Annotated in this window: 15 protein-coding genes and 10 pseudogenes; 15 read left to right on the forward strand and 10 right to left on the reverse strand. The window is 58.9% G+C overall.

Annotated features, from left to right (window positions below):
• Window positions 1–446: 446 nt before the first annotated feature.
• Both NKI18_RS30145 and NKI18_RS30150 read left to right on the forward strand, forming a co-directional pair.
• Window positions 447–1,556 carry an IS110 family RNA-guided transposase gene (locus NKI18_RS30145; RefSeq protein WP_353021566.1) on the forward strand — a complete coding sequence of 370 codons (1,110 nt, stop codon included), beginning with the start codon at window positions 447–449 and terminating at the stop codon, window positions 1,554–1,556.
• Window positions 1,557–2,097: 541 nt separating this feature from the next.
• Window positions 2,098–2,928: pseudogene (locus NKI18_RS30150) on the forward strand (IS110 family transposase); the annotation flags it as partial.
• A 246-nt stretch (window positions 2,929–3,174) separates the two neighbouring features.
• On the opposite strand, the gene NKI18_RS30155 reads toward NKI18_RS30150, so the two are convergent.
• Complete coding sequence (locus NKI18_RS30155) at window positions 3,175–4,287, reverse strand: IS110 family RNA-guided transposase (RefSeq protein WP_353021569.1); 1,113 nt, start codon at window positions 4,285–4,287, stop codon at window positions 3,175–3,177.
• Between the two features lie 17 nt (window positions 4,288–4,304).
• On the opposite strand from NKI18_RS30155, the pseudogene NKI18_RS30160 reads away from it, so the two are divergent.
• The 4 genes and pseudogenes from NKI18_RS30160 to NKI18_RS30175 form a co-directional block, all read left to right on the forward strand.
• A pseudogene (locus tag NKI18_RS30160) lies at window positions 4,305–5,539 on the forward strand (transposase); the annotation flags it as partial.
• A gap of 612 nt (window positions 5,540–6,151) precedes the next feature.
• Complete coding sequence (gene speB, locus NKI18_RS30165; protein WP_353021572.1) at window positions 6,152–7,114, forward strand: agmatinase; 963 nt, start codon at window positions 6,152–6,154, stop codon at window positions 7,112–7,114.
• A 70-nt stretch (window positions 7,115–7,184) separates the two neighbouring features.
• Window positions 7,185–7,526, forward strand: coding sequence for an arginase family protein (locus tag NKI18_RS30170; protein WP_353021574.1), 342 nt, complete (start codon window positions 7,185–7,187; stop codon window positions 7,524–7,526).
• A gap of 774 nt (window positions 7,527–8,300) precedes the next feature.
• Window positions 8,301–9,320 (forward strand): M14 family metallopeptidase, encoded by a 1,020-nt coding sequence (locus tag NKI18_RS30175; RefSeq protein ID WP_353021577.1) that lies wholly within the window; start codon window positions 8,301–8,303, stop codon window positions 9,318–9,320.
• A gap of 120 nt (window positions 9,321–9,440) precedes the next feature.
• Here the strand turns inward: NKI18_RS30175 and NKI18_RS30180 are convergent, their stop codons facing one another.
• The 3 genes and pseudogenes from NKI18_RS30180 to NKI18_RS33465 all read right to left on the reverse strand — a co-directional run.
• Window positions 9,441–9,629 carry a hypothetical protein gene (locus tag NKI18_RS30180; RefSeq protein WP_353021630.1) on the reverse strand — a complete coding sequence of 63 codons (189 nt, stop codon included), beginning with the start codon at window positions 9,627–9,629 and terminating at the stop codon, window positions 9,441–9,443.
• Window positions 9,622–10,365: a tetratricopeptide repeat protein gene (locus NKI18_RS30185; RefSeq protein WP_353021580.1), complete on the reverse strand. Its 744-nt coding sequence runs from the start codon at window positions 10,363–10,365 to the stop codon at window positions 9,622–9,624. Before NKI18_RS30185 ends, NKI18_RS30180 begins: the two co-directional genes overlap by 8 nt.
• Before the next feature lie 275 nt (window positions 10,366–10,640).
• Window positions 10,641–11,932 (reverse strand): annotated as a pseudogene (locus tag NKI18_RS33465) (Tn3 family transposase); the annotation flags it as partial.
• Between NKI18_RS33465 and NKI18_RS30200 the strand changes: the two are divergent.
• Window positions 11,909–13,085, forward strand: a pseudogene (locus tag NKI18_RS30200) (IS3 family transposase). The pseudogenes NKI18_RS33465 and NKI18_RS30200 overlap by 24 nt on opposite strands.
• A gap of 15 nt (window positions 13,086–13,100) precedes the next feature.
• On the opposite strand, the gene NKI18_RS30205 reads toward NKI18_RS30200, so the two are convergent.
• From NKI18_RS30205 to NKI18_RS30220, 4 genes are read right to left on the reverse strand one after another with little or no spacing between them, the layout of a single operon-like run.
• Entirely contained in the window at window positions 13,101–13,394 is a 294-nt protein-coding gene (locus NKI18_RS30205) for a hypothetical protein (protein ID WP_353021584.1), read from the reverse strand.
• Window positions 13,388–13,579, reverse strand: a complete 192-nt coding sequence (locus tag NKI18_RS30210; RefSeq protein WP_352824053.1) for a hypothetical protein — start codon at window positions 13,577–13,579, stop codon at window positions 13,388–13,390. The genes NKI18_RS30205 and NKI18_RS30210 overlap by 7 nt, the downstream gene beginning before the upstream one ends.
• 13 nt (window positions 13,580–13,592) lie before the next feature.
• Window positions 13,593–14,153, reverse strand: coding sequence for a DUF4158 domain-containing protein (locus NKI18_RS30215; RefSeq protein ID WP_353021587.1), 561 nt, complete (start codon window positions 14,151–14,153; stop codon window positions 13,593–13,595).
• 43 nt (window positions 14,154–14,196) lie between these two features.
• On the reverse strand, window positions 14,197–14,325 hold the full coding sequence (locus NKI18_RS30220; protein ID WP_353021589.1) for a hypothetical protein: 129 nt from the start codon (window positions 14,323–14,325) through the stop codon (window positions 14,197–14,199).
• A 327-nt stretch (window positions 14,326–14,652) separates the two neighbouring features.
• Here NKI18_RS30220 and NKI18_RS30225 point away from each other — a divergent pair, with 327 nt between their 5' ends.
• From NKI18_RS30225 to NKI18_RS30260, 8 genes and pseudogenes are all read left to right on the forward strand, one after another.
• Window positions 14,653–15,492 (forward strand): transporter substrate-binding domain-containing protein, encoded by an 840-nt coding sequence (locus NKI18_RS30225; RefSeq protein WP_353021591.1) that lies wholly within the window; start codon window positions 14,653–14,655, stop codon window positions 15,490–15,492.
• A gap of 472 nt (window positions 15,493–15,964) precedes the next feature.
• The gene (locus NKI18_RS30230; protein ID WP_353021593.1) at window positions 15,965–16,309 is read left to right on the forward strand and encodes a hypothetical protein; all 345 of its coding nucleotides are present in this window, start codon (window positions 15,965–15,967) and stop codon (window positions 16,307–16,309) included.
• Window positions 16,275–16,462, forward strand: a pseudogene (locus NKI18_RS30235) (methylaspartate ammonia-lyase); the annotation flags it as partial. The gene NKI18_RS30230 and the pseudogene NKI18_RS30235, both read left to right, overlap by 35 nt.
• 135 nt (window positions 16,463–16,597) lie before the next feature.
• Window positions 16,598–17,301 (forward strand): annotated as a pseudogene (locus NKI18_RS30240) (methylaspartate ammonia-lyase).
• 23 nt (window positions 17,302–17,324) lie between these two features.
• A pseudogene (locus NKI18_RS30245) lies at window positions 17,325–18,431 on the forward strand (CaiB/BaiF CoA transferase family protein); the annotation flags it as partial.
• 98 nt (window positions 18,432–18,529) lie between these two features.
• The gene (locus NKI18_RS30250) at window positions 18,530–19,051 is read left to right on the forward strand and encodes an aldolase/citrate lyase family protein (RefSeq protein WP_353021595.1); all 522 of its coding nucleotides are present in this window, start codon (window positions 18,530–18,532) and stop codon (window positions 19,049–19,051) included.
• Window positions 18,979–19,416, forward strand: a complete 438-nt coding sequence (locus tag NKI18_RS30255; protein ID WP_353021597.1) for an aldolase/citrate lyase/malate synthase family protein — start codon at window positions 18,979–18,981, stop codon at window positions 19,414–19,416. The genes NKI18_RS30250 and NKI18_RS30255 overlap by 73 nt, the downstream gene beginning before the upstream one ends.
• A 99-nt stretch (window positions 19,417–19,515) precedes the next feature.
• Window positions 19,516–20,323: pseudogene (locus tag NKI18_RS30260) on the forward strand (LysR family transcriptional regulator); the annotation flags it as partial.
• A gap of 119 nt (window positions 20,324–20,442) precedes the next feature.
• On the opposite strand, the pseudogene NKI18_RS30265 reads toward NKI18_RS30260, so the two are convergent.
• Both NKI18_RS30265 and NKI18_RS30270 read right to left on the reverse strand, forming a co-directional pair.
• Window positions 20,443–20,760, reverse strand: a pseudogene (locus NKI18_RS30265) (Tn3 family transposase); the annotation flags it as partial.
• A gap of 82 nt (window positions 20,761–20,842) precedes the next feature.
• Window positions 20,843–21,094 (reverse strand): annotated as a pseudogene (locus NKI18_RS30270) (transposase); the annotation flags it as partial.
• Between the last annotated feature and the right edge of the window lie 3 nt (window positions 21,095–21,097).

The raw sequence follows: 21,097 nt of genomic DNA on the forward strand, positions 1-21,097 counted from the left end.
TTCCAAGGGGTGCACCGTGGAACGCCAAACGCTGCTTCACCCAAGCGGGCCACCGCATACCTTTGGTAGGATAAGTATCGAGCATTGGGGTTTCACCTCTTTAATTGCCCATACCTTCTGATGGGCGGTTGTGATCGCTAGCTTTGTCGCGAACTTTAAATATTTCTGCCTCGTCGGGCGGATGCAGCTCGAACCACTGCACGTCAAGTATATGTCACTTGGGGTTGGACTCACCAACATCAAGTCGCGAACGGTACCATCGCGCTTCCAGATGACTAGACGACGTTGCCCTTGGCATGCACCCGGTTTAAATTGAACCGCTACCCGATGCGCTTTAATCAGCGCTAGACGTCATGTTCCGAGGCAGGGAACGGTGGCCCGCCCTTTCGTGCGATTAAAAGACGAGGGTTGCTCGCGAGCCGATCCTCACGCACGGAGAGCGAGCCATGGGAGAGTATAGCGAAGCATTTGTCGCGTTTGATGTAGCCAAGAAGAAGCACGCGGTTGCGATCGCGGAGGGCGGCCGCACCGGCGAGGTCCGGTTCGTCGGCGAGGTCGAGAATAGTCCGGCGGCGATAGAGCGGACGATCAAGAAGCTGGGAAGAAAGTATGATCGACTGCACGTCTGCTTCGAGGCTGGGCCGACGGGTTATGGGTTGTGCCGGCAGGTCCGCGATCTTGGTCACGACTGCATGGTGGTTGCGCCGGCCCTGATCCCGAAGCGGCCGGGCGAGCGCGTCAAGACCAACCGGCGGGACGCGGTCACGCTGGCGCGACTGCATCGGTCGGGCGAACTGATCGGGGTGTGGGTGCCGGACGTAGTCCACGAGGCTGTCCGCGATCTGGTCCGAGCCCGCGAAGCCGCAGCCGACGACCTGCGCCGCAAACGCCAGCAGCTGCTCTCATTCCTTCTGCGCCATGGGCGGATCTACCAGAACGGCGGTCATTGGACATTGGCGCACCGGCGCTGGCTTGCCCGACAGAACTTCGAGCATACCGCGCAGCAGATCGTGTTCCAGGAGAAGATCGACGCGATCGAGGACGCGGCTCAGCGACTACACCGCCTGGATGAGCAGTTGCGCGCCGTCGTGCCAACTTGGTCCATGGCGCGAGTCGTTGAGGCCTATCAGGCCATGCGCGGCGCCTCGTTCCTGGTCGCACTGATATTTGCGGCCGAGATTGGGGATGTGCGTCGCTTCGATACGCCGCCGCAGTTGATGGCCTTTCTCGGCCTTGTCCCGGGGGAGCGCTCGACCGGTGACACGGTTCGCCGGTCGAGCCTTACGCTCGCCGGCAATCGACGCGCCCGCCGCGCCCGGGTCGAAGCGGCATGGACTTACCGCTATCCTGCCAGGGTCAGTGAGACCCTGAGGGTGCGGCTCGAGGGGCTGCCCAAGGCCGTCCGCGATATTGCCTGGAAGGGGCAGCTCCGGCTCTGCGCCCGCTATCGTCGCCTCAGCCCCGCCGGCAAGAAACCGCCGGTGGTCGTGGCTGCGATCGCACGCGAGATGGCCGCCTTCTTGTGGGCCATCGGCCGGGAGGTCGCGCCGTCATAGCCGGTCTCGACCCAACCCGCTGCACAGTGTTGGGGGTGGGGCCACGGTGGGGAACTCCCGTCGCTAGTTATGTGGCCAAGCCGATGCGCCCGACGCCCGCCCTCTAGACCGAGGACAGCCCCGAGACGAAGATACGGAAGGCCGGTACCCAACCCGCGGATGAGAGTCTGATCAACCGTCGTCTCTGAGCTCCACCCCCAGCCCTGTGCAGCTTCAGCCGGTGCGACTGCTTCGCAAACCTGCCAAGCAGGCGAGCCTTCTTGCCTTCAACCTTGACAGGGAACATGAGAGACTAGTTTCCGTCCATAAACGCCAACATATTGATATTGTTCTCGGAGTTTTGCGCAGGCCAGGCCCGGCGGTTTCAGGTACACTTTGGTCTCATGCCATTGATTCCAAAGCACAATCTGCAGCCGCCGGAGCCGACAATGCGCCAAGAACGCACCGTCCAAGCCAGATCCTATGAGGAGGGTGGATAGGGACCTGCGCTGTGGCAAAGTGCGGTTGCTTAAACACAAACACCCTACCTCTGGAGACAAGCATGACCGTTGCAGCTCACCGACCGAAAGCGCCGACCGCTATCCGCACCGATCTTGGCGCAATTTTCATCTCATTGGAATTGAGCCGCTCGAAATGGCTGATCACCTCCCTGTCGCCGGGTGGCGGGGAGAAGATGTCGAAACATATGGTGGCGACCGGCGACGTCGCCGGCATGCTGGCGCGCTTTGCCGAGCTCAGGAAAAGGCAGAGGCTCGGACCGGGCAGTGCTTTCCGATCATCGTGATCCAGGAGGCCGGGCTCGACGGCTTCTGGATCCATCGCGTGCTGCAAGCCGAAGGAATCGAAAGCCACGTCGTCGATCCGGCATCGATTGCAACCTCGCGCCGGCGGCGCCGGGCCAAATACCGACAAGATCGACGGTGAGGCGCTGGTCCGGGCGTTACTGGCCTTCAAGCGAGGCGAGCCACGGGTGTGTGCGATGCTCCGGGTGCCGACGCCCGAGGAAGAAGACCGTCGCCGCATCTCGCGTGAGCGCAAGGCCTTGACGAACGAGCGCGTGCGACACGTCAATCGCGTCAAAGGCCTGCTGTTCGCCCAGGGCGTGTCCGGCTACGAGCCGCTGCGCCGCGACCGGCGGAAGAGATTGGAGGCGCTCAAGACCGGCGACGGCCGACCCTTGCCGGCCCATCTGCAGGCGCAGGTCGGCCGGGAACTCGACAGGCTCGAACTGCTGCTCGAGCAGATCAAGGCGGTCGAGACCGAGCGCGATGCCATGCTCGCGGCCACGGAGGTTGTCTCGCCGGCACCGGCGATGCTGCTCGACCTGAAGGGCATCGGGCCGGAGTTTGCCGCTGTTCTGTGGTCGGAGGGTCCGCGTCTCTGGCTTTTGATGTCTTTCGCAGGCTCTTGCTTCTCTCCGGGATCGGCCCTTCGGCCCTCGCATTATGGGTTCAGAATGATGAAGTAGAACAATCTCATATACGTTCTGAGCGTTATTTACGATCGAACGGGAGAGTCAGCGAACTTACTTCACCATCGTCCCGTGAAGGGCACCTATCCGCCGGTTTGCGGATTCCGTTATCTCCTTCTTTTATGCCGCGCCGTTATCCGATTGGTTTCAGCCGGCAGCCGGCAAAGCATCCCTCGTCCAGCAAAATTCGGTGCCGTCACTCATTATGCGATGCATGATCACCGCCAGCCTGCGGGAGAGCGCAACAGTGGCGTTTTTCTTGCCGCTCCGTTTGGCGACATTCATCGCCCAGGCCTTCAGCCATGACCATTTTTTCACATTGTTCAGCAGGGTCTGGGCAGCTTCGTAAAGCAGCGCTCGCATCATTGCGTCACCGCATAACGAGACGCGGCCAACGCGTTTGCTTTCCCCCGACTCGTTGAGCTTCGGCGTCAGCCCCAATAGCCGACAGCCTTCGAGTTCTTGAACCGCTGTGGAATGTCGATGGTGCTCGTGAATGCCAGGGCTACAACGGCACCCGATATCGGGGACCGTCATCAGAAGCTGGCACATTTCATCGTTGCGCGCGATATCCAGAACCTTTTTGTCCAACCGGGCGAAACGCAGTTTACGCCTCACTGTCAGCAGCGGCTCCATGATCTCCTGGAGATCAGCCATGCCGTCGACCAGCTCGCAGATACGCTCCTCGAATTTGACCGCTCCAACGTTCCCGACCTTCAGCCCAAAATTGCGCAAAAGTCCGCGAATGTCGTTTTCAATGGCAATCGCTTTTCCCTGCAGTAGCTTGCGCGCCGTCAGCAGGGCTCGCCGCTTCTGGCTCGTCAGCGTTTTCACATGCACAGGACGGTATAGATTAACCCGCATCATCTGCGCGATGCCACGTGCATCGTTGCGATCGGTCTTGTTCGGCTGCGCCTTCATGAACGCCTTGACGTGACGCGTCTCAATGCAGATCACCGGTAATCCCCCTCTGGCCAAATCTTCGAACAGCCACTGCGACAGAGGCCCGGCTTCAAGACCCACCCGTTCGATCTGCCATGACGGGTCTTTCAAAACGGCGATCAGGTCATCGGGATGGCTGGGAACCTTCACCTCTCGGCAAATCTTATCCGTTTCATCGACAATGCAGACGGCGGTCTCTTTGACCGAGACATCGAGGCCGATATAATGTTGCATGCTGCGCTTCCTTTCTGATGCTTGTGGCTGTTGCAAAACATGGACCACGTTTACCATCGCTGCGAAGCGCAGCACCTCTACCATCCACTGCCGTCTGAAGGGTGAGGCTCAAGCCGAATACCCCATTTCATATAAGCATATTCGATCTTTTTGCCACGCACGAGATCGGCCACGAACTGAAGGCGATGTCGCACTGGCTGGACGAGCGCCGCGATCTGCTTGGCTTGGTGGCGCGAGATTTGGGTCGGCACGGCGTCAGGCCACCGGACGGCAAGGCCTACCTGCTGAAGCGGTCTTGCGTTGCGCGCTTCTCAAGCAATACCGGCAGTTGACCTATCAGGAGCTGGCATTTCATCTGGAGGACTCGGCATCGTTCCGGGCCTTTGCCCGCCTGCCGTGGTCCTGGAGCCCGCGGAAGTCGGTGCTGCAAAGGACGATCAGCGCGATCCGGCCCGAGACCTGGGAAGGGATCAATCGGGCGCTGCTGTCGAATGCCCGTCAGGCAAAACTGGAAGATGGTGCGGTCGTGCGGCTGGACAGCACTGTGACCTCGGCACTCATGCACGACCCGAGCGACAGCAGCCTGCTGTGGGACGCTGTGCGGGTCATGGTGCGCCTATTGAATTAGGCTGATGCCTTGGCCGGTGGCGCCGGCCTGGAATGGCGCGATCATTGCCGCGCGGCCAAGAAGCGCGCCCGCAAGATCCAGTTCACACGCGGCCGACACGACCGCGTCCAACTCTACCGTGAACTGATCGCGATCGCCTGCGCGACCTTGGCCTATCTGAAGCAGGCGACGGAACGATTGGCCATGGCGAGCACTTCGCTCGTCGAACTCTGGCAAGCCCAACTCTGTCACTATCGGCCGCTGATCGAGCAAATCATCGCACAGAATGAGCGGCGAGTGCTGGCCGGCGAGCAAGTGCCGGCCGGCGGGCATGATCCTCGACCTGGTGATCGAGGCGGGCAATCCGCGCGACAGCGATCGATTGCTGCCGATGCTGGAACGCCACATCGCCTTCTATGGTCACGCGCCGCGGCAGGCGGCGGCCGACGGCGGCTTTGCCAGTCGCGACAATCTGGCTACAGCCAAGACCTTGGGCGTTCGCGACATGGCATTCCACAAGAAAGCCGGCCCCAGGATCGAGGACATGGTTAGAAGCACAATTGGGTTTACCGCAAGCTGCGCAACTTCCGTGCCGGCATCGAGGCCGACATCTCATGCCTCAAGCGCGCTTATGGCTTGGCGCGCTGCACCTGGCGCGGCCTTGATCACTTCAAGAGCTACGTCTGGTCCTCGGTCGTGGCCTATAATCTCGTCCTCTTCGCACGCGTCTCAAACCGACCTGATGCCGAGCCATTGCGCGGGTCAGCAGCCCCGCCGGCAGGCGCCGGCTCCATAGCCATGACTAACTTCCGTCCGGCGAGTTCTTTCTGGCGCGATCCATGGGACTTCGCGTCGGCCCGGTACCGCAAACGACGTCCTTCCTGCGGCAAACCTCTGTAAACACCACCAAAATGGGCGTTTATGGACGGAAACTAGCTAGCGCCCGTTAAAGCGCATCGGGTAGCGGTCCAATTTAAACCGGGTGCACGCCAAGGGCAACGTCGTCTAGTCATCTGGAAGCGCGATGGTACCGTTCGCGACTTGATGTTGGTGAGTCCAACGCCAAGTGACATATACTGACTGCAGTGGTTCGAGCTGCGTCCGCCCGACGAGGCAGAAATATGTAAAGTTGATCGCGACAAGCTCGCGGGAGTGTGTTTTCCAAGGCCGCTGTCCTCGCCAAGTCGGAACGATCGGCGAAGTCGAAATCCCTCCGGTGCGGAAGGCCGCCTCAGGGTATCGAATCGCCTGCCATCTTCCCTTAGACGGGCTGCCTGAGCGGACGCCAGGGATTTCGAAAGCTGTCACAACCTCATAATCATGCAAGAGAAGGAAACACCAATGACACAGCCGCGATACGCCGCAGGCCTGCCGAGCGTAGGACTGACATCATTTCTTCGGGCTCCAGTCGTCGAGGAGTTCAGCAAGATCGACGCAGATATCGCATTCCTCGGGGTGCCCTACGATGGAGGAAACGGTTGGCGGCCGGGCACAAGATTCGGGCCCCGTGAAATCCGTAATCTGTCCGTCCGCTACGGCGCCTGGGGCGGTCACTCTTCAAATGGCTACTGGGACATCAAGGACAGACAGCGTTACTTGGACGGAATACGGATGGTCGATTGCGGCGATGTTGACATCGCCTTTTATGACTTTGACAGGAACTCGCGCCTTATCAGTTCAAGCATCGAAGCAATTCTCGATCAAAAGGCATTCCCCGTGATAGTTGGAGGTGACCATTCCGTCAGTTATCCGAATGTCCGCGCGTTCTCTCGCTTCGAAACGATCGACGTCGTGCACATCGACGCCCACATGGATTGGCGTGATGAGATCGATGGGGTCCGTCATGCCAACGCGATGCCCATGCGCCGGATCAAAGAACTGCCGTTCGTCCGAAACATGGTCCAGATCGGCATACGAGACGTTCGCACCACCGCCGATCAGGTGCGAGATGCAGAGGAAGCGGGCGCGATCGTTATTACCCGGGACGAGGTCCGCGATGAGGGTGTCAAGGGCATATTGGATCGCTTCCCTGATCTTGGAAATGTCTTTGTGAGCATTGACATTGATGGGCTCGATCCCTCGATTGCGCCGGGCACAGGCTCCCCAACACCTGACGGCCTCCTTTATCACGAAGTTCGCGGGCTACTCAGAGGCGTTGCCGCTACCAGTAATGTTGTCGGCTTTGACCTCGTTGAGGTGAATCCGATGGTCGATGAGGGCGGAAGGACATGCCTCTTGGCCAGCGTGATGATCTTGGAATTTCTCGGTTCGATTTTCGCCAAACGCCAGTCGGTCATGAAGTAAACGATTGATTCAGCTTTAAAAGGTAACCTTATGTCACGGCGATATAATCGCCAATCTGACCTCGGTCGGTTTGGCAACCTTCGTCAAATCTCCAGTTCGCGAAGATCTGTTGCAGGGCAGCGGCGACGTAGCGTTCCTCGGCATTCCTTATGACGGCGGTGTTGGCTACAGGCCCGGTACTCGGTTCGGACCCAACGCACTGCGTGAATACCGCAAGCGCTTCACATCATGGGGCGTCGCTAATGCACCTGGTTATTGGACTCAGACGCCGGGATCGAGGCAGAGCGGCTTCCGCTCGAGGACCGATCAGATGCTGCGCCTTTCGGTCGTGGAGATTCTGCCCGACTGCGGAGCACCGGAACAGTTCGATTGGAAGCGCAAGGAAACGGCTCTGTTTCTCAACTTCGACTGAACGCACAGCTTTGAAAGGCGGCCCGACAGCCATGAGCATCCGAACAAACTCGCGCCGCGCGCTTGGCGTGGTATCCGGCGGCGTACTACATCTTTCTAGCTTTAGGGCATATGCTAGCCGGCGCAGACGGCTATACGGGTCCCGACCTGGCAGCGAGCACGGCGGGCAACGGCCCGCCGAGACACGCGAGCTGCGATCAGTCGCCGAATGTGATGCACCGAAACCTGCAGTGAGGCGGCACCGACAAGGGCGATCCCCCGAATTCGGATCATCTCAAAACCAGATGCTCTAGATAGATAGATTATATTTGACGGCCGCTCGAAGTGCGAATGACGTCATGCAAGCAAAAGAGCAGAATGCGGAATCGGGAGGAACATCGTCTTTCTTTTGGGCGCAGAAAGCCAAGGACAAATCCCGATGTAAAGGTTAACGGTCGATGAGGAGGCAAAGGGATATCCCACGGCAGAAGGATTTGTAAGGTCGCTGCCGAGCCGTCTATTACTAGAGCATTGTAACCGTCAGCCGTTTCGAGCAGAACCGATCGTGAATTGCGGCTCTTGTTCCTACAAAAAGTTCGCAACTCGTGGGGTTCCACGGTTTGTGACTGGGCACAGGCGAAAAGCACTCGAGCGACTTCAAAAACTCTCAGGGCCATTCGGGACGAAAATTACGATTCAAGCGACATTGGCCTGACCACGGCACGCTACCGGATCCAATACAACTGCATTCTGTGATTGCAGCGCAAAGCTGCGTACGCCTTAAACGGAGGTTGCAATGACGAATAAACCGCACCTGACTTTTGATCTGAACATACCCGGCGTGAGCACCGGATATCTTGTGGTCCCCGAAGGGACTGATCACGAAACCCTTTCGCTCCCGGTCTTCTACTGCAACAAGGGGGAAGGGCCTCGCCTGCTTATCACTGGCGGGTGTCATGGCAACGAATTGGAGGGGCCCATTGTGGCCCGGCGGCTTGTTGATTGGCTTCCAAAGGCGCAAACCTGCGGAAAAGTTATCATCCTTCCCGAGCTCAATCCACTCGCGGTTAGGGCATGGACCCGTAATACGCCGGCTGATGGCCTGGACCTCAATCGAGTGTTTCCTGGCCGCGTGGAGGGGTCAGTAACCGAACGAATCGCGGACGCTGTTTCGCGTGTGTTGGTTCCATCTGTGGAAACAATTTTCGACTTGCATAGCTTTGGGCCAGATTGGGAGTTTCCGCCAGCGAGCATTACCCATCCGGTTGCCGACGCCGATCTGATGGCCAAGACACTTCAGATGACAGAGGCATTTAAGTTGCCTGTGACCTTGCTCTGGGAACGCGATGATACGCCGGGAATGTTCGATACCTTCGCACACAGCCAGGGCAAGGTGTTCGTTTGCGCGGAGTTCGGCGGTGGTACAGTCGGCGCCGTGTCGCTGTCGATCTATGAAGCTGGCGTACGCAATGCCCTCATTGCCCTCGGGCTTGTTGAAGGAAAAGCGGAGTTTCCAAGCTTCCGTCACCAGAAATCAGGTCAGACACTGGAAACACTCTCATCTGACTTTTTAATCTCGCCAGCACCAGGGATATTCGAGCCCCGCTGTGCGGCACTTGATATTGTCAAGAAGGGTGATCTTCTCGGCATCCTCCATTCGATGGACACGCTGTCGGCTGATCCCCAAATTATCTACGCACCTGCAGGGTCCACTGTCTGCGCCATTCGATCTGGAGCTCACGTGGAAGCCAACGAAAGGCTGGTCTATCTATCTCGGCCGCTAAAGCTTTCAGTATCCGGCAAGCAGCCGTCGTGACTTCAATCAAAAGGCGCTACAAAATGCCGCTGCGGCGTGGTATTGCAAGAAAGGCGATCGTTAAGCGAGCTTTTCTTGCAATTTTGATTTTGCATTTCCCTTGTATGACGAAGCGTGGATTCACTCGGTTTTAGCGGCGGTGAATCGAGGAGCGGCGACGTCGAGACCACGCGAGCGGCGCGAGAGCAGGATCTGTTCCGCTCCCGGCGGGATCAGATCATCAACATGAAGCACGAACTGGTGCGGCTGGCGCAGGCGATCGACTGGCCGCGCTTCGGTAGCAGGGATGCCGTCACCCGGGTCAGCCACTCGATGGCGCCGGGCGTGGCTTGCCAGGCTGGTCGTTTTCCTCAACGTCGTCAGCTGCCTCATCCTCGCCGCCCAAGGTGATATAGCCGTCCGGAGAGGCAACCAGTGGCTGCTTTCCGGACAGGACGCCGGGCACATCGCTGTTCGCGAGCCAGGCCTCCTCGGCCAGCTTTTCAGCGCCCGGATCGTTTCCGCGGAAGGCAAGAAGGGCCCGCGTGTAGAGCCATGCAGCAGCGCAATCGTCTTCGTACTGTTTGAGCAGCTTCTTCAAGGCCTTGATGTCGTCGCGTGCCAGAAAATGCCCGGCCAACACGTAGCGGATGCCTTGATTGTCATTGGGATTGAGCTCGAGCATCGCTTGATAATGGTCGATGGCCTCCTGATGCTGACCAAGCCGACGGAGCGCGGCAGCCAAGCCGGCCCGCGCCCGCATGTAGGGGCGCGTCTCGAGAAAACCCCAGAAGTGACCGGCATATTCCTCAAACCCTTCCGGTCCGAGCGGCACCTCACCCGCCGCAACGCCCTTCTCGTAGTAGTCGAGCACTTCCTCGACAGAGCCCGCCTCCTCTTCGGCCAGAAGCACATAGGCGTCGGCGCACAACGGCGATACCTTCAGCGCTTTCCTGGCCAGCGCGATACGTTGCTGCGACTGGTCGGCTTCCCAAGCCTCATACATGATGTCTTGCGCGGCGTCCGTCGGGTCGCTCCCACGCCCTCCGCCGAAAAGACCGGCCATGAACCCGTCCATGCCGCGCCGATCCCCGCATCGGAGGCAGAGCGCCGGCCTTATGCGATGTGCTGGATTTCGGGGCGGTCTTCTTCTTCCGGGGCTTTTTCGATACGGGCACGAACTTTTCCTTTCCGCTTCACGCCGCCAAGCGCTGTTCGAAGTCGATTCGTCGGCTGAGATCGGCATCGAGACGCCCATAGGGGGGTTGATGTGGCCGTGGATGGCCGGCGTCAGCCCGCGATGGTCGTCGGCCCATCCGCTCCAGCCACCCCGGTCGTCTTTTTGCCGAGATCGGCCAACGCGGCATAGATCGGATGTTGCACGGTCGTTCCGGCAAAACGGTGCAGGATTGCTTCGGGCTCGGCCGTGCGATGCCGCAGAGCGGCCGTGTATTTGATCATCTCATCGTACTGCTGCTCAATCAGCCGCCAGTCGATCGCCCTGCTGAGGATCGGCGCAAGATTGCCCAGCGCGCCGCGCAACCCCGCCTCCGGCAAATAGAGCTTCTGCCGGACGATCGCCTTCAGCCGTGGTGCCAACTCAAAGCCGAGCGGATGGCAAAAGGCGAACGCCACCTCACTCTGCCCGTGGCTGTCGACATAGTGGCGTTCGACGGTCATGTCGGTGCAGCGACGCAGCTCACCCTCGATCATCGCGCTCACCTCGGAAGACGAGCAGCGCTTGAGCTGGGAGTAAATGCAGGTCGCCTGCCGCTCCATGTGCCAGTAGATCATCACACCGCGACCCGTTGGAGCGGACATGCCATTCGGTCATCAGGTTCTGATCCCAGTTCTTGGAATCCGAGGCACAGGCCGTGCCCGCCTCGCCCCAGATGCGGGGGTCGCGTGTGGCCAGAATCGCATTCGTCACGATCGCGGCGGCCTCTTTGTGGATAAACAGGCGGCGCACATGCAGCAGATCGGCGTAGCTGACGTCCTCCGTCCCGGCGCTGACCCGCTTCAGACCGGCATTGGTGCCGAGGCCGTAGAGGCACAGAACCAGCCGACGACGCAGCGTATCGGGATCGAGAATGACTCTATCGCCGGAAGTAGAGAACTCGTTCAGAAAGCCGGTTCGCAGCGCGGTCTCCGTCAGCACGTCGATCAGATCCGTCATCGGCCACCGGCGTTCGAGCTCCGCCTTGACCGCCTCGAGATCGGGCGGCGCCGGCAACGGGTCGAACGGCGTGATCGAGGGCCTGTGCATCCTGGCTGCGGCCAAGGTCGCGATAATAGTCCGCGCGGCGCTCTTGAAAATCCTGCGGCAGATCCTCGTCCGGATTGCGGTAGCGGTCCGCTCCGACTACCCAGATCTCCTTGCAGCGTAGCCGTTCGCGCAGCGCCGTCGTGACGCAGATCTCGTAATTGATCCGGTTGATCTGAAAGCCTCCGGCGCTATCCTTCTCAACCACCAGATCGCGCCACTTGGCCGAGACAACGCCGTCGATCGGGATTTTGTCCTCGGGACGGATGACGCGGCGGCCGTGACCTGCCACGGGTAATTTCCTCCAGTTGGGATTAGAGTCCGGCCTCGTTTGAAGGACGGACTGATGAAGAGAAAGCGATTTACGGAAGAGCAGATCATCGCGGTTTTGCGCGAACACGAGGCGGGGGCGAAGGCGGGCGATCTGGCCCGCAAGCACGGGATCTCGGAGGCGACGCTGTATAATTGGAAGGCCAAATATGGCGGGATGGAGGTGTCGGACGCCAAGCGGCTGAAGGCGCTGGAGGAGGAGAACGCGAAGCTGAAGAAGCTGCTTGCCGACCAGATGCTGGAAGCCTCGGCGCTGCGCGAGCTTCTTACAAAAAAGTGGTAGGGCCCGTCGCCAAGCGAAGGCGTCGCGCATCTGAGGGCCGCCATGGGCCTGTCGGAGCGGCGGGCCTGCTCGATCGTCGCTGCCGACCGCAAGATGATCCGTTACCGGTCCTGCCGGCCGCCTGAGACGGAACTGCGCGGCCGCTTGCGAGACCTTGCCAATGAGCGCCGGCGCTTCGGCTATCGGCGGCTGTTCATCCTGCTCAGACGCGAGGGCGAGCCGTCGGGGACCAACCGCATCTATCGGCTCTATCGCGAGGAAGGGCTGACGGTTCGCATGCGACGGTCACGACGACGCGCGGTTGGCACCCGCGCCCCGGTTCTGGCCGAGGCAAGGCCGAACGCCCGCTGGTCGCTGGATTTTCCACGACCAGTTCCCCGCGGCAGGCGCTTCCGCGTGCTCAATCGTCGACCACATGACACGCGAATGCCTGGCGGCGATCGCAGACACCTCGATCTCGGGCCGGGGTGTCGCGCGCGAACTGACGAAACTGGTCGCCCGCCGCGGCAAGCCTGGCATGATCGTCTCCGTCTACGGCACCGAGTTCACCTCGAACGCCACCCTCCCTGATCCAAGGATCACAAGGTGGAATGGCATTACATCGCGCCGGGCAAGCCGATGCAGAACGGCTTCTGCGAGAGCTTCAACGGCCGGATGCGCAACGAACTCTTGAACGAAACCTTGTTCTTCGGCCTCGACCATGCGCAGACGACGATCGCCGAATGGGCGGACGACTACAACCGATCGCGCCCACATTCGGCGCTCGGCTACATCACGCCCGCGCCTATTCCGCCAATCTCACCGCAAGGGCGATCAGCTGCACAACCCCGACCAGCTCCGCCGATCGCCCGTTGCTCAACCCGCGCCATACGGCGTACAACCCGCCGAGACTCTAATTGCCGCTGGATGAAAATTCGGTGACAGGTCAGCCGTCATCGCGAAAGCGCTTCAGCCGATCGAGCGCCTCCAGAACCGGGCGGTGCCTGGCATTGTTGGATCGAAATTCCAGCGTCGTCAGCACCGCTAGCAACATCCGCCGATAATGTCGGGCATAGGAGGAGCGCAACGCCGCATGAACCCGCCGCTCGAACGTGCCCGCCGCCTTGTGCTCGCGCAAAATGGCGGAAAGCACGGGTTCGCCACCCACAGCCGGAAACACCACGTCACGCACGATGCCGTCGGGTTTTTCGGTCGCCGCTTCGGCGATCCGGATCAGCATAGTCTCCTTGCCATGAACCCGTTCTCCCGGGCGAGCGCCCTGACCACGGACCGCTTCGCCTGCGAGCCGACCTTGTGGACTACCTCCACCAGAAGATCGATGAGCCCGTCGGTGATCTCACGGCTCCGCTGCGCCAGGAAAACGGCGTAAAGCGCATGCCGCCGTCCTTGCGGATGCTGCCGCATCCGCCAGGCCGCCTCATTGGCTACCAGGACGGCGCAATGTCCGAGCGATCGGATTGTCGAAAGCGAGCGTCGTAGCCGCCGGCAGCGCCAGCGACCGCACGAAATCGAGCCGGCGCGCCGCAAGAAGGATGTTGTCAAGGTTGGGCTGGCCGGGGTCGGCCTTCAAGCTGCTGAAGCCGGACACCGGATCCGCGTCGGCCAGCGACGAATCCAGCCGGGCCTTCAACTCAGGCGACAGTGCCGCGTCGACAGCCGCCAGCACCTGATCCTCAAAGCGACGCTGCGCCGTAGCAACCAGCCGGTCAAGAGCCTCCCCTTCCGGACAGCCGACACGCTGCTCAGCAAACCATGCCGTCAACCGGTCGACCATGATCGCCGGCGACAATCCCAGCGGGCAGAGACCTTTCGTCGCCCAGCGCAAGGCACGATCCATATCCCGGCCGGTCGACTGCCGAATGCCGAGATATCTGAGCACCTCTGCGCGCTGCTGGCGACCTGTTCGTCCTTGCCAGTCGTAAGCTTCGATGTCGGTCAGCGACGTCCAGTCGCTGGGCCAGGTAGGCGAGCGCGCCACCCGGGAACTCAGCTGCTCCTTGCGCAAAGCGCCCGGCGCAGCCCTACATCTTGAGCTGCGCGGAAAAACCAAGCCGCGTATGGGGCAGCTTCGTTTCCAGCAAGCCCAATTCCTCGAAGCTAAGGCTCCACCAGGCCGTCAGACCGTCCGCCGCTTGCCAATCCGCGCCCATCACGCCCTCTGAAGCAACTCTATTCAGCCACCATGTCCACCCCAATGGGCAACGGTCAATTGCAAGGCGAGTTTCCACAATGTTCTCTACGTTGGCCAAATTTGAAACTATCGTGTAACTGGGCCATCTCAGTTCTCGATGGATATCATATCGAAAATATTCTTGTCAGTTGATCGGCCGATCGACACTATCCGCTTGGGTACGGATGCAATGATGCGCCGTCGCCTGCTCGGGTCTCGAACCTAATAGCGCTATCTGCCAGTCCCAATCTCAATGCGCGGGCTTGGCCCGTGTTAGCAATCAAAATCACATATTGGGGAACTTCATATGAACAAGCTTATAACGCTCTTTGCGACTGCAGCATCACTCATAGTCGCATCGGTGGTGCCATTCGGCCAGGCCCATGCGGGCGAAGTGCTAGACAAAGTGCTGCAGTCAAAGACGCTGACGGTGGCCGTGGGAACGGACTGGGGTGCGATCTCGCACTTGGACAAGAATCACGAGCTAGTTGGCTACGACGTCGATATCGTAAAGCAGATCGCAAAATCGCTCGGTGTGGAGCCGAAATTCGTTACGCCGAGCTGGGACGTCATCACTTCAGGCATGTGGGAGGGCCGTTGGGATATCGCCATGGGTCAAATGGTGCCGACCGAGGCTCGGGCAAAAGTGCTTAATTTCCCGGCTGTCAATATATGGGTACCCTCGGTTGCCGTCGTTCACAAGGACAGCAAAGCAACCCAGCCTTCGGACCTTGAGGGAAAGGTGGTTGGCGTAACAGGGGGCTCCTCCGATGCCGACTATGCCAATCATAGTCTAACGCCAGCCTGGACAAACGCCAAGCCCATTCAGTACCAATTCAAGGCTGGCCAGGTCAAGACGTACGGGACTGCCAACATTGCATATGATGATCTGCGTCTTGGCGATGGGGTTCGCCTGGATGCAGTTCTCACAGACGCCTTGAGCGCTCAGGAGGTAATCAAGGCAGGCTACCCTCTCAAGATTCTCAAGCCAGCGCTGTATTCCGGGCCTGGAGCAATCGCTATTCTTCGAGGCGACAAAGAATTCAGTGAGAAGATTGCAGCCGTTGTTAACGAAATGAAGGACGACGGCACGCTCTCTGAGCTTTCGAAGAAGTGGTACGGTGCCGATTACTCTAAGGAACAGTGAGTGAGTCACTACAGATGGGCGGCCCGAGTTAGCTTTCGTCGCTCTTCTTTCTGATCCGCTCAAGATTAAGTTTAGCCAGATGGCGAAGTTAGTGTAAACGTGCCATCGACGAGCATGGAGCGCCTGCTCCACTGTCGCTCGCATGAGTTTCCTTGGAGCCGCGACCAATGTCCGAGCAAGCTGCTAGATCAGGAGGGTCACCACCCTTGCCGTCTTTCCGGCGAACAGCAGGAGCGAGAAGCCGAATCGGTTTTCGTCCGCTGCATCTCCGATCGCGTCTGACTTTGCTCCATAGGAACGATTGAGGAGCAGGGCTCCCGCCGACTTGTTCAACAAGCCGCAGCGCGAACGCACCAGCCAATTCTCTCCGCGTTCAGAAAGGCAATCTGACCGCGGAATCTGGCCATGTCGGGGCTGAACTGACGATTTGTCGATGCACGTAAGGTGCTGCAGCGGTCAATCTCGAAATGCGATGATAGCCTTCGACGCTTTGTATTGGCGTCACCGAATCCAAGTGACCCGGACCTCAATTTTCAACGGCCAGCCAATAACGGTACGCCCCAATTCGAGAAGAATTATTGTGCTGATCAAAGCTATAATTCTTACGCCCGGAACTGCTGCCTTCTTTTACGATGACCAGGCTGCTATCCGGTCTGGTGCTGGCCACAACGGGTTTCTCTATGTGGGTGAACCGTTAACCCCGCGCTTCAAGTCTATTCGAGTACCCCGCATCGTCTCAGTATCGGCCTTGTGCGGACGATGCAATTGTCTGGGGCGACATGATGGCCGTGCAGTACTCCGGTGCGGGCGGGCGTGATCCGCTGTTTGATCCAGACCGGATTATGAAGTTGACCCGCGGCTTCTGGGAGCGGACGTATCAAAGTTTCGAGATGCTTGCACCAGCGCCTTTGCGTCCTTCGAGGGCAAGCGTCTGCCCCTGTCCATCGAGTATGGCGTCAGTCAAGCGCTGATAGCGGCAGCTGCACATGCTTCAAAAACCACAATGGTCGAGGTTGTATGCGCTGAATTTGAAATGCCGCTGCCGAACAATCGGGTTCCGCTATATTGCCAAAGCGGGGATGCTCGCGAAATCAATGTCGACAAGATGATATTGAAGTCCGTTGATATCCTCCCACATGGCTTGATCAATTCTCCGAGCAAGTTTGGGTCGGAGGGAAAACCTTCATTGAATTTGTGAAATGGGTTGCGAACCGCGTACGCGATATTGGTCATCCGGATTACCATCCAACATTGCATTTCGACGTATACAGATCAATCGGTCTGGAGTTTGGTCTTGATCCTTTGAAAGTGTCCGACTTTATCACTGAGGTCTCCGACGCCGTACCGGAATTCATCTTGAACATCGAATCGCCGGCTGATTTCGGGTCGACACAGGCGCAATTCGACAACTACGCGCAGATTGTATCGACGCTGGACGCCCGCGGTTCACATGCGCGCATCGTGGTCGATGAGCGATGCAATACGCTGGAAGACATACAGCTGTTCGCTGAAGCAAAAGCCACCCATCTCGTCCAGATCAAGACGCCCGATGTCGGCTCAATCGCCGACACTGCCCGCGCAGTTCACATCTGCAAGGAAAACAAAGTCGGCGCCTATGTCGGCGGAACCTGCTGCGAGACGGAAATTTCCGCACACGCAACGGTTCACGTTGCTATCGCAACGCAGGCAGACATGATGCTCGCGAAACCCGGCATGGGTGGTCGAAGATCTAACCATTGTTGGAAACGAGCAAAATCGCGTGCTGCCGTTCTCCAGCGGCGTCGAGCGCAGTCCCGAAACGTTGCGTAGAGCTAGCCTATGAGAAAGAGTCTCAAGGACATTACGTCCTCGCTGTCGAGCAGGCAGTCGCCGCTCCCTATGCATCCTCCCGTCTGGCCGATGCTGGTGCGCGGGTCATCAAATTGAGCGGCCCGAAGTTGACTTTGCTCGCAATTACGACAAGCTGGTGCGGGGGCAGAGTGCCTACTTTGTCTGGCTAAACAGAGGCAAGGAGTCAGTATGCCTGGATCTCAGATCTGAGGCGGATAGAGCTGTTCTGGAAGGGCTTATTGCCAAGGCAGATGTCTTCATTCAGAATCTGAAGCCGGGCAGCATCGACAAACTCGGCTTCGCTTCGGTGGATCTCCGCAGCCGTTACCCGCGCCTTATTCCCTGCGATATCTCCGGTTTCGGTGAAGGCGGGCCTTTTTCGCACCTCAATGCGTATGACCTCATCGTGCAACCCGAATCCGGCCTCAGCGCCATCACCGGCACGCAGGAGAGCCCAGCCCGCGTGGGTGTGTCGGTTTGCGACATCTCGGCGGGCATGACGGCACACTCCGCTATCCTTGAGGCACTTTTCAACCGAGAGCGGACGGGTGAGGGGCATCGATCCAGGTGTCGCTATTTGACGCCATTGTGGACTGGATGAATGTGCCGGTTCTTCAGCACGACTACAGCAATTATAGGACCGTTCGCGCCGGCGTAGATCATCCATCGCTGGCACCTTATGGAGCCTACCGTTGTGCTGACGGCAAGGATGTCATTTTCTTGTCCAAAACGATCGCGAATGAGTGAACTTCTGCGCAATGTTTTTGAAGAAGCCCGAGCTCACGCGCCAGCCCGGATTTGCCGATAACATGGAACGGTTTGACACACGCGGCAGGCTTGACGATATCATCCAGGCACGCTTTTCTCAGTTGTCCAGTGAAGAAGCCATGCAAGAGCTTGAAGCTGCAAGTCTGGCTTACGGCCGATTGCGCGACGTTCCGGCAGTCTCCAAACATCCGCATGTTCGTAGAGTTCCTGTGGGGACGCCTGAAGGCACCGTTGATGTGATCGCGCCTGCAGCGATCTTTGATTCCGAGCCACCCTCGTTCGGCCCTGTCCCTGCGCTCGGCGCTCACACCGACGGTGTTCGGGAGGAACTACGAGAGTAGTGCTCAGGACGTACAGGAAGCCACTTAAGCCATCTTCCGGAATCGGGTCCGAGACCGCGCGAGGTGCGGTTCAAGTCCATAGCAACAGGCACGATAACATGAACGCCGTTCCGCATTGGAGATCTCTGCTTTTCGTTCCAGCGTATAGCGCAAATATTGCATCGGCGCCGGAGCGAGGGGCTGATGGTATTATCCTCGACCTTGAAGACGCCGTTCCTGAAGGCAGTAAGCAGGAGGCGCGGCAACAGCTCTCCGAAAGTGTCGCCACAGTCCGACGTAACGGTGCATCCGCCTTGGTGCGGGTAAATCATGAGCTTTGCGCTCTTGCTGCTGACCTCGACGCATCCGTCATTCCAGGGGTGAACGCTCTCGTCCTGCCAAAGGTCGAATCGTCGGACTGGGTTAGGGAAGTTGGCGGTGCCGTCAATCAGCTGGAGCAAAAGCGGGGGCTGGCTGCGGGCCAGATTCGATTTCTTACTCAAATCGAGAGCCCGCGTGCCTTACAGCGTTTGCCGGAAATCGCATCGTCCGATCCAGGATGGCAGCCATGGCCCTTGGCCCAGAGGATTTTTGTTCAGCTGTTGGCGGTTCGCCCGAATTCGATCTTCTCTTGCAGCTAAACCTGGAAGTGTTGTTCGCTGCCCGGGCCGCTGGCCTGCTTCCGCTAGGCTTTGTCGGGATCATTGGTGAGTTTCGAGATACTGAAAAGCTCCAGCAAACCGCAACTCATGCGCGGCGGCTTGGTTTCGCTGGCGCGCTCGCCATTCATCCTGCCCAGGTGAAAGTTTTCAACGAAGCATTTTCGCCGAGTGCTGGCGAGATTGAATGGGCTCGGAGCGTTGCCGAAGCGGAGCGCGCTGCCTCCAAAGAGGGGCTTGGTGCTTTTGCGGTGGACGGAAAGATGATTGACCCACCCGTTATTCGGCGTGCTCATCAGATTCTGGCTCTATCCGGCAGATCTACTGACGCTGCCGTTGAGAACTGAGAGTCACGCAAGGAAATTCCGGTTGATCTTCGAACGCGTTTGCCATCTCGTTTCGAGATTGATATAAATTCCGGCAACGCATTCGACTGGACATCTTCGATCGGGGATATCAGGCAACTTCGGTATTTCGTCGGCGTAGTGGAGGCCGCCAGTCTTCTTAAAGTGGCACAGAGTGCGCTGAGCCTACACGTCCGGCAGCTTGAAGAGGGGTTCGGGACGCAGCTGCTGGTGCGTGAACGGAACGGCGTTAGAACCACGGATGCGGGGCAGAAGCTACTTATTCGGGCGCGGAATATCCTCAATGAAATTCTACTGACCGAAGCCGAACTCACGAGCAAGAAGGCGTCACCCGCCGGAGAGTTGACAATCGGCATCCCGTCTGGCGCGGCTCGTGTTATGAGCGGCCTGCTGCTGGAAGCGGTGAGGAACGATTTGCCTCGGGTATCTCTCAAGATGACCGAAGGAATGACTGGGCCTTTGGAAGAGTGGATGTCAGCTGGTCGATTTTCCTTGGCAATCCTCTACAGGACGGAGGAAAGCATCGGCCAGATGAAGGCGTTGGCATCGGAAGAATTCTGTCTCGTCGCGCCGCCGACCACCTTTCGAAGCTTCGATCAGACTTTCAGATTTGCGTTCATTCCCCTTGGCAGTGCCCATGCGCGCGAACAACGCAAGGCGCTCCGTAGCCGATGTCGTCGCACACCATGGCTGTATGCTGGATGTAAGGTTCGAGGTGGATTCGCTTTCCACGATTATAAACATGGTCATGGAGGGAAAGGCACACTCGATCCTCACACCCGCTGCTATCCATAAGGAAGTCTCTCAAGGCTTGGTTCAGACGACACAGATCGTTGATCCCGTTATAACACGCTCCGTTGTTCTCGCAGTAAACCCGAGGGACGATCGACGCTCTCGCCATCGAATCGTGGATGTCTTCTCACCACTTTCGATCAGCGGGAAAGCCGCTCTACAACGCCCAGCTTTTGCACCATCGGTGAGCCCTTCCGCCTCGCATATGAATTGGACCTATGCTGCGCGCTCGATCGCACTTGGCGTTCTGAGCGGCCGAAGGCCGCCCGCGAGGTCAGGAGGCTCGTCCCATGAGTAGATACCGGTGAGGTTGATGTGTTCCCAACTCAGTGGGGAAACGTGCTTGAGCAGGGCGTTCGGCATAATGTGCCCGCGCTGACGCAGGAGATGGACGGCGCGGTCAGATATACGGTATTCCAAATGGACGATCGCCGTGGACACCAGATTGAGGCCGGACGCGCGGAAAGCTTGGCTTTTGTCGAAGGAGCGATCGCGAATCTCACCGCGCTCGTAGAAGAAGATTGCGCGTTTGAGTGTGATTTTTCGTGGAACGAGGACCCTGTTTGAGGGGTGATTTTCGAACGGGGGTCTGACGCAAACTCGCTGCACCTTTGGCTCAGGTCGCGCCGACGAGACGCGCCTGGAGCCGATCGATCTTGGCGCGGCCGTACATTTGCCGCTTGATTAGTTTGAGCTTGGTGATCTGGCCCTCGGTTTGGCCGTTCGACCATGGGGAGATGATGGCGTTGCGGACTGCCGCGATGTCCTTTTCGACACCATTGGCAAAAGAGGCGACGAGGCTTGCCCTGGCGCGCTCGAGCCAACCATCCAGTCGTGCGACCGCCTTTGATCGGATCATCTGCTGAAAGTC

Source organism: Mesorhizobium sp. M0800, from assembly GCF_040320095.1.
GTDB lineage: Bacteria > Pseudomonadota > Alphaproteobacteria > Rhizobiales > Rhizobiaceae > Mesorhizobium.

Bases quoted from the DNA above. Each gene is read 5' to 3' on its own strand.
- NKI18_RS30155 (WP_353021569.1), bottom strand. From the start codon at position 4,287: ATGGTAGAGGTGCTGCGCTTCGCAGCGATGGTAAACGTGGTCCATGTT.
- speB (WP_353021572.1), top strand. From the start codon at position 6,152: ATGACACAGCCGCGATACGCCGCAGGCCTGCCGAGCGTAGGACTGACA.
- NKI18_RS30230 (WP_353021593.1), top strand. From the start codon at position 15,965: ATGATAGCCTTCGACGCTTTGTATTGGCGTCACCGAATCCAAGTGACC.
- NKI18_RS30250 (WP_353021595.1), top strand. From the start codon at position 18,530: ATGAACGCCGTTCCGCATTGGAGATCTCTGCTTTTCGTTCCAGCGTAT.
- NKI18_RS30205 (WP_353021584.1), bottom strand. From the start codon at position 13,394: ATGCTGATCCGGATCGCCGAAGCGGCGACCGAAAAACCCGACGGCATC.
- NKI18_RS30220 (WP_353021589.1), bottom strand. From the start codon at position 14,325: ATGGGCGCGGATTGGCAAGCGGCGGACGGTCTGACGGCCTGGTGGAGC.
- NKI18_RS30145 (WP_353021566.1), top strand. From the start codon at position 447: ATGGGAGAGTATAGCGAAGCATTTGTCGCGTTTGATGTAGCCAAGAAG.
- NKI18_RS30225 (WP_353021591.1), top strand. From the start codon at position 14,653: ATGAACAAGCTTATAACGCTCTTTGCGACTGCAGCATCACTCATAGTC.
- NKI18_RS30185 (WP_353021580.1), bottom strand. From the start codon at position 10,365: ATGGCCGGTCTTTTCGGCGGAGGGCGTGGGAGCGACCCGACGGACGCC.
- NKI18_RS30210 (WP_352824053.1), bottom strand. From the start codon at position 13,579: ATGCGGCAGCATCCGCAAGGACGGCGGCATGCGCTTTACGCCGTTTTC.
- NKI18_RS30255 (WP_353021597.1), top strand. From the start codon at position 18,979: ATGGCCCTTGGCCCAGAGGATTTTTGTTCAGCTGTTGGCGGTTCGCCC.
- NKI18_RS30175 (WP_353021577.1), top strand. From the start codon at position 8,301: ATGACGAATAAACCGCACCTGACTTTTGATCTGAACATACCCGGCGTG.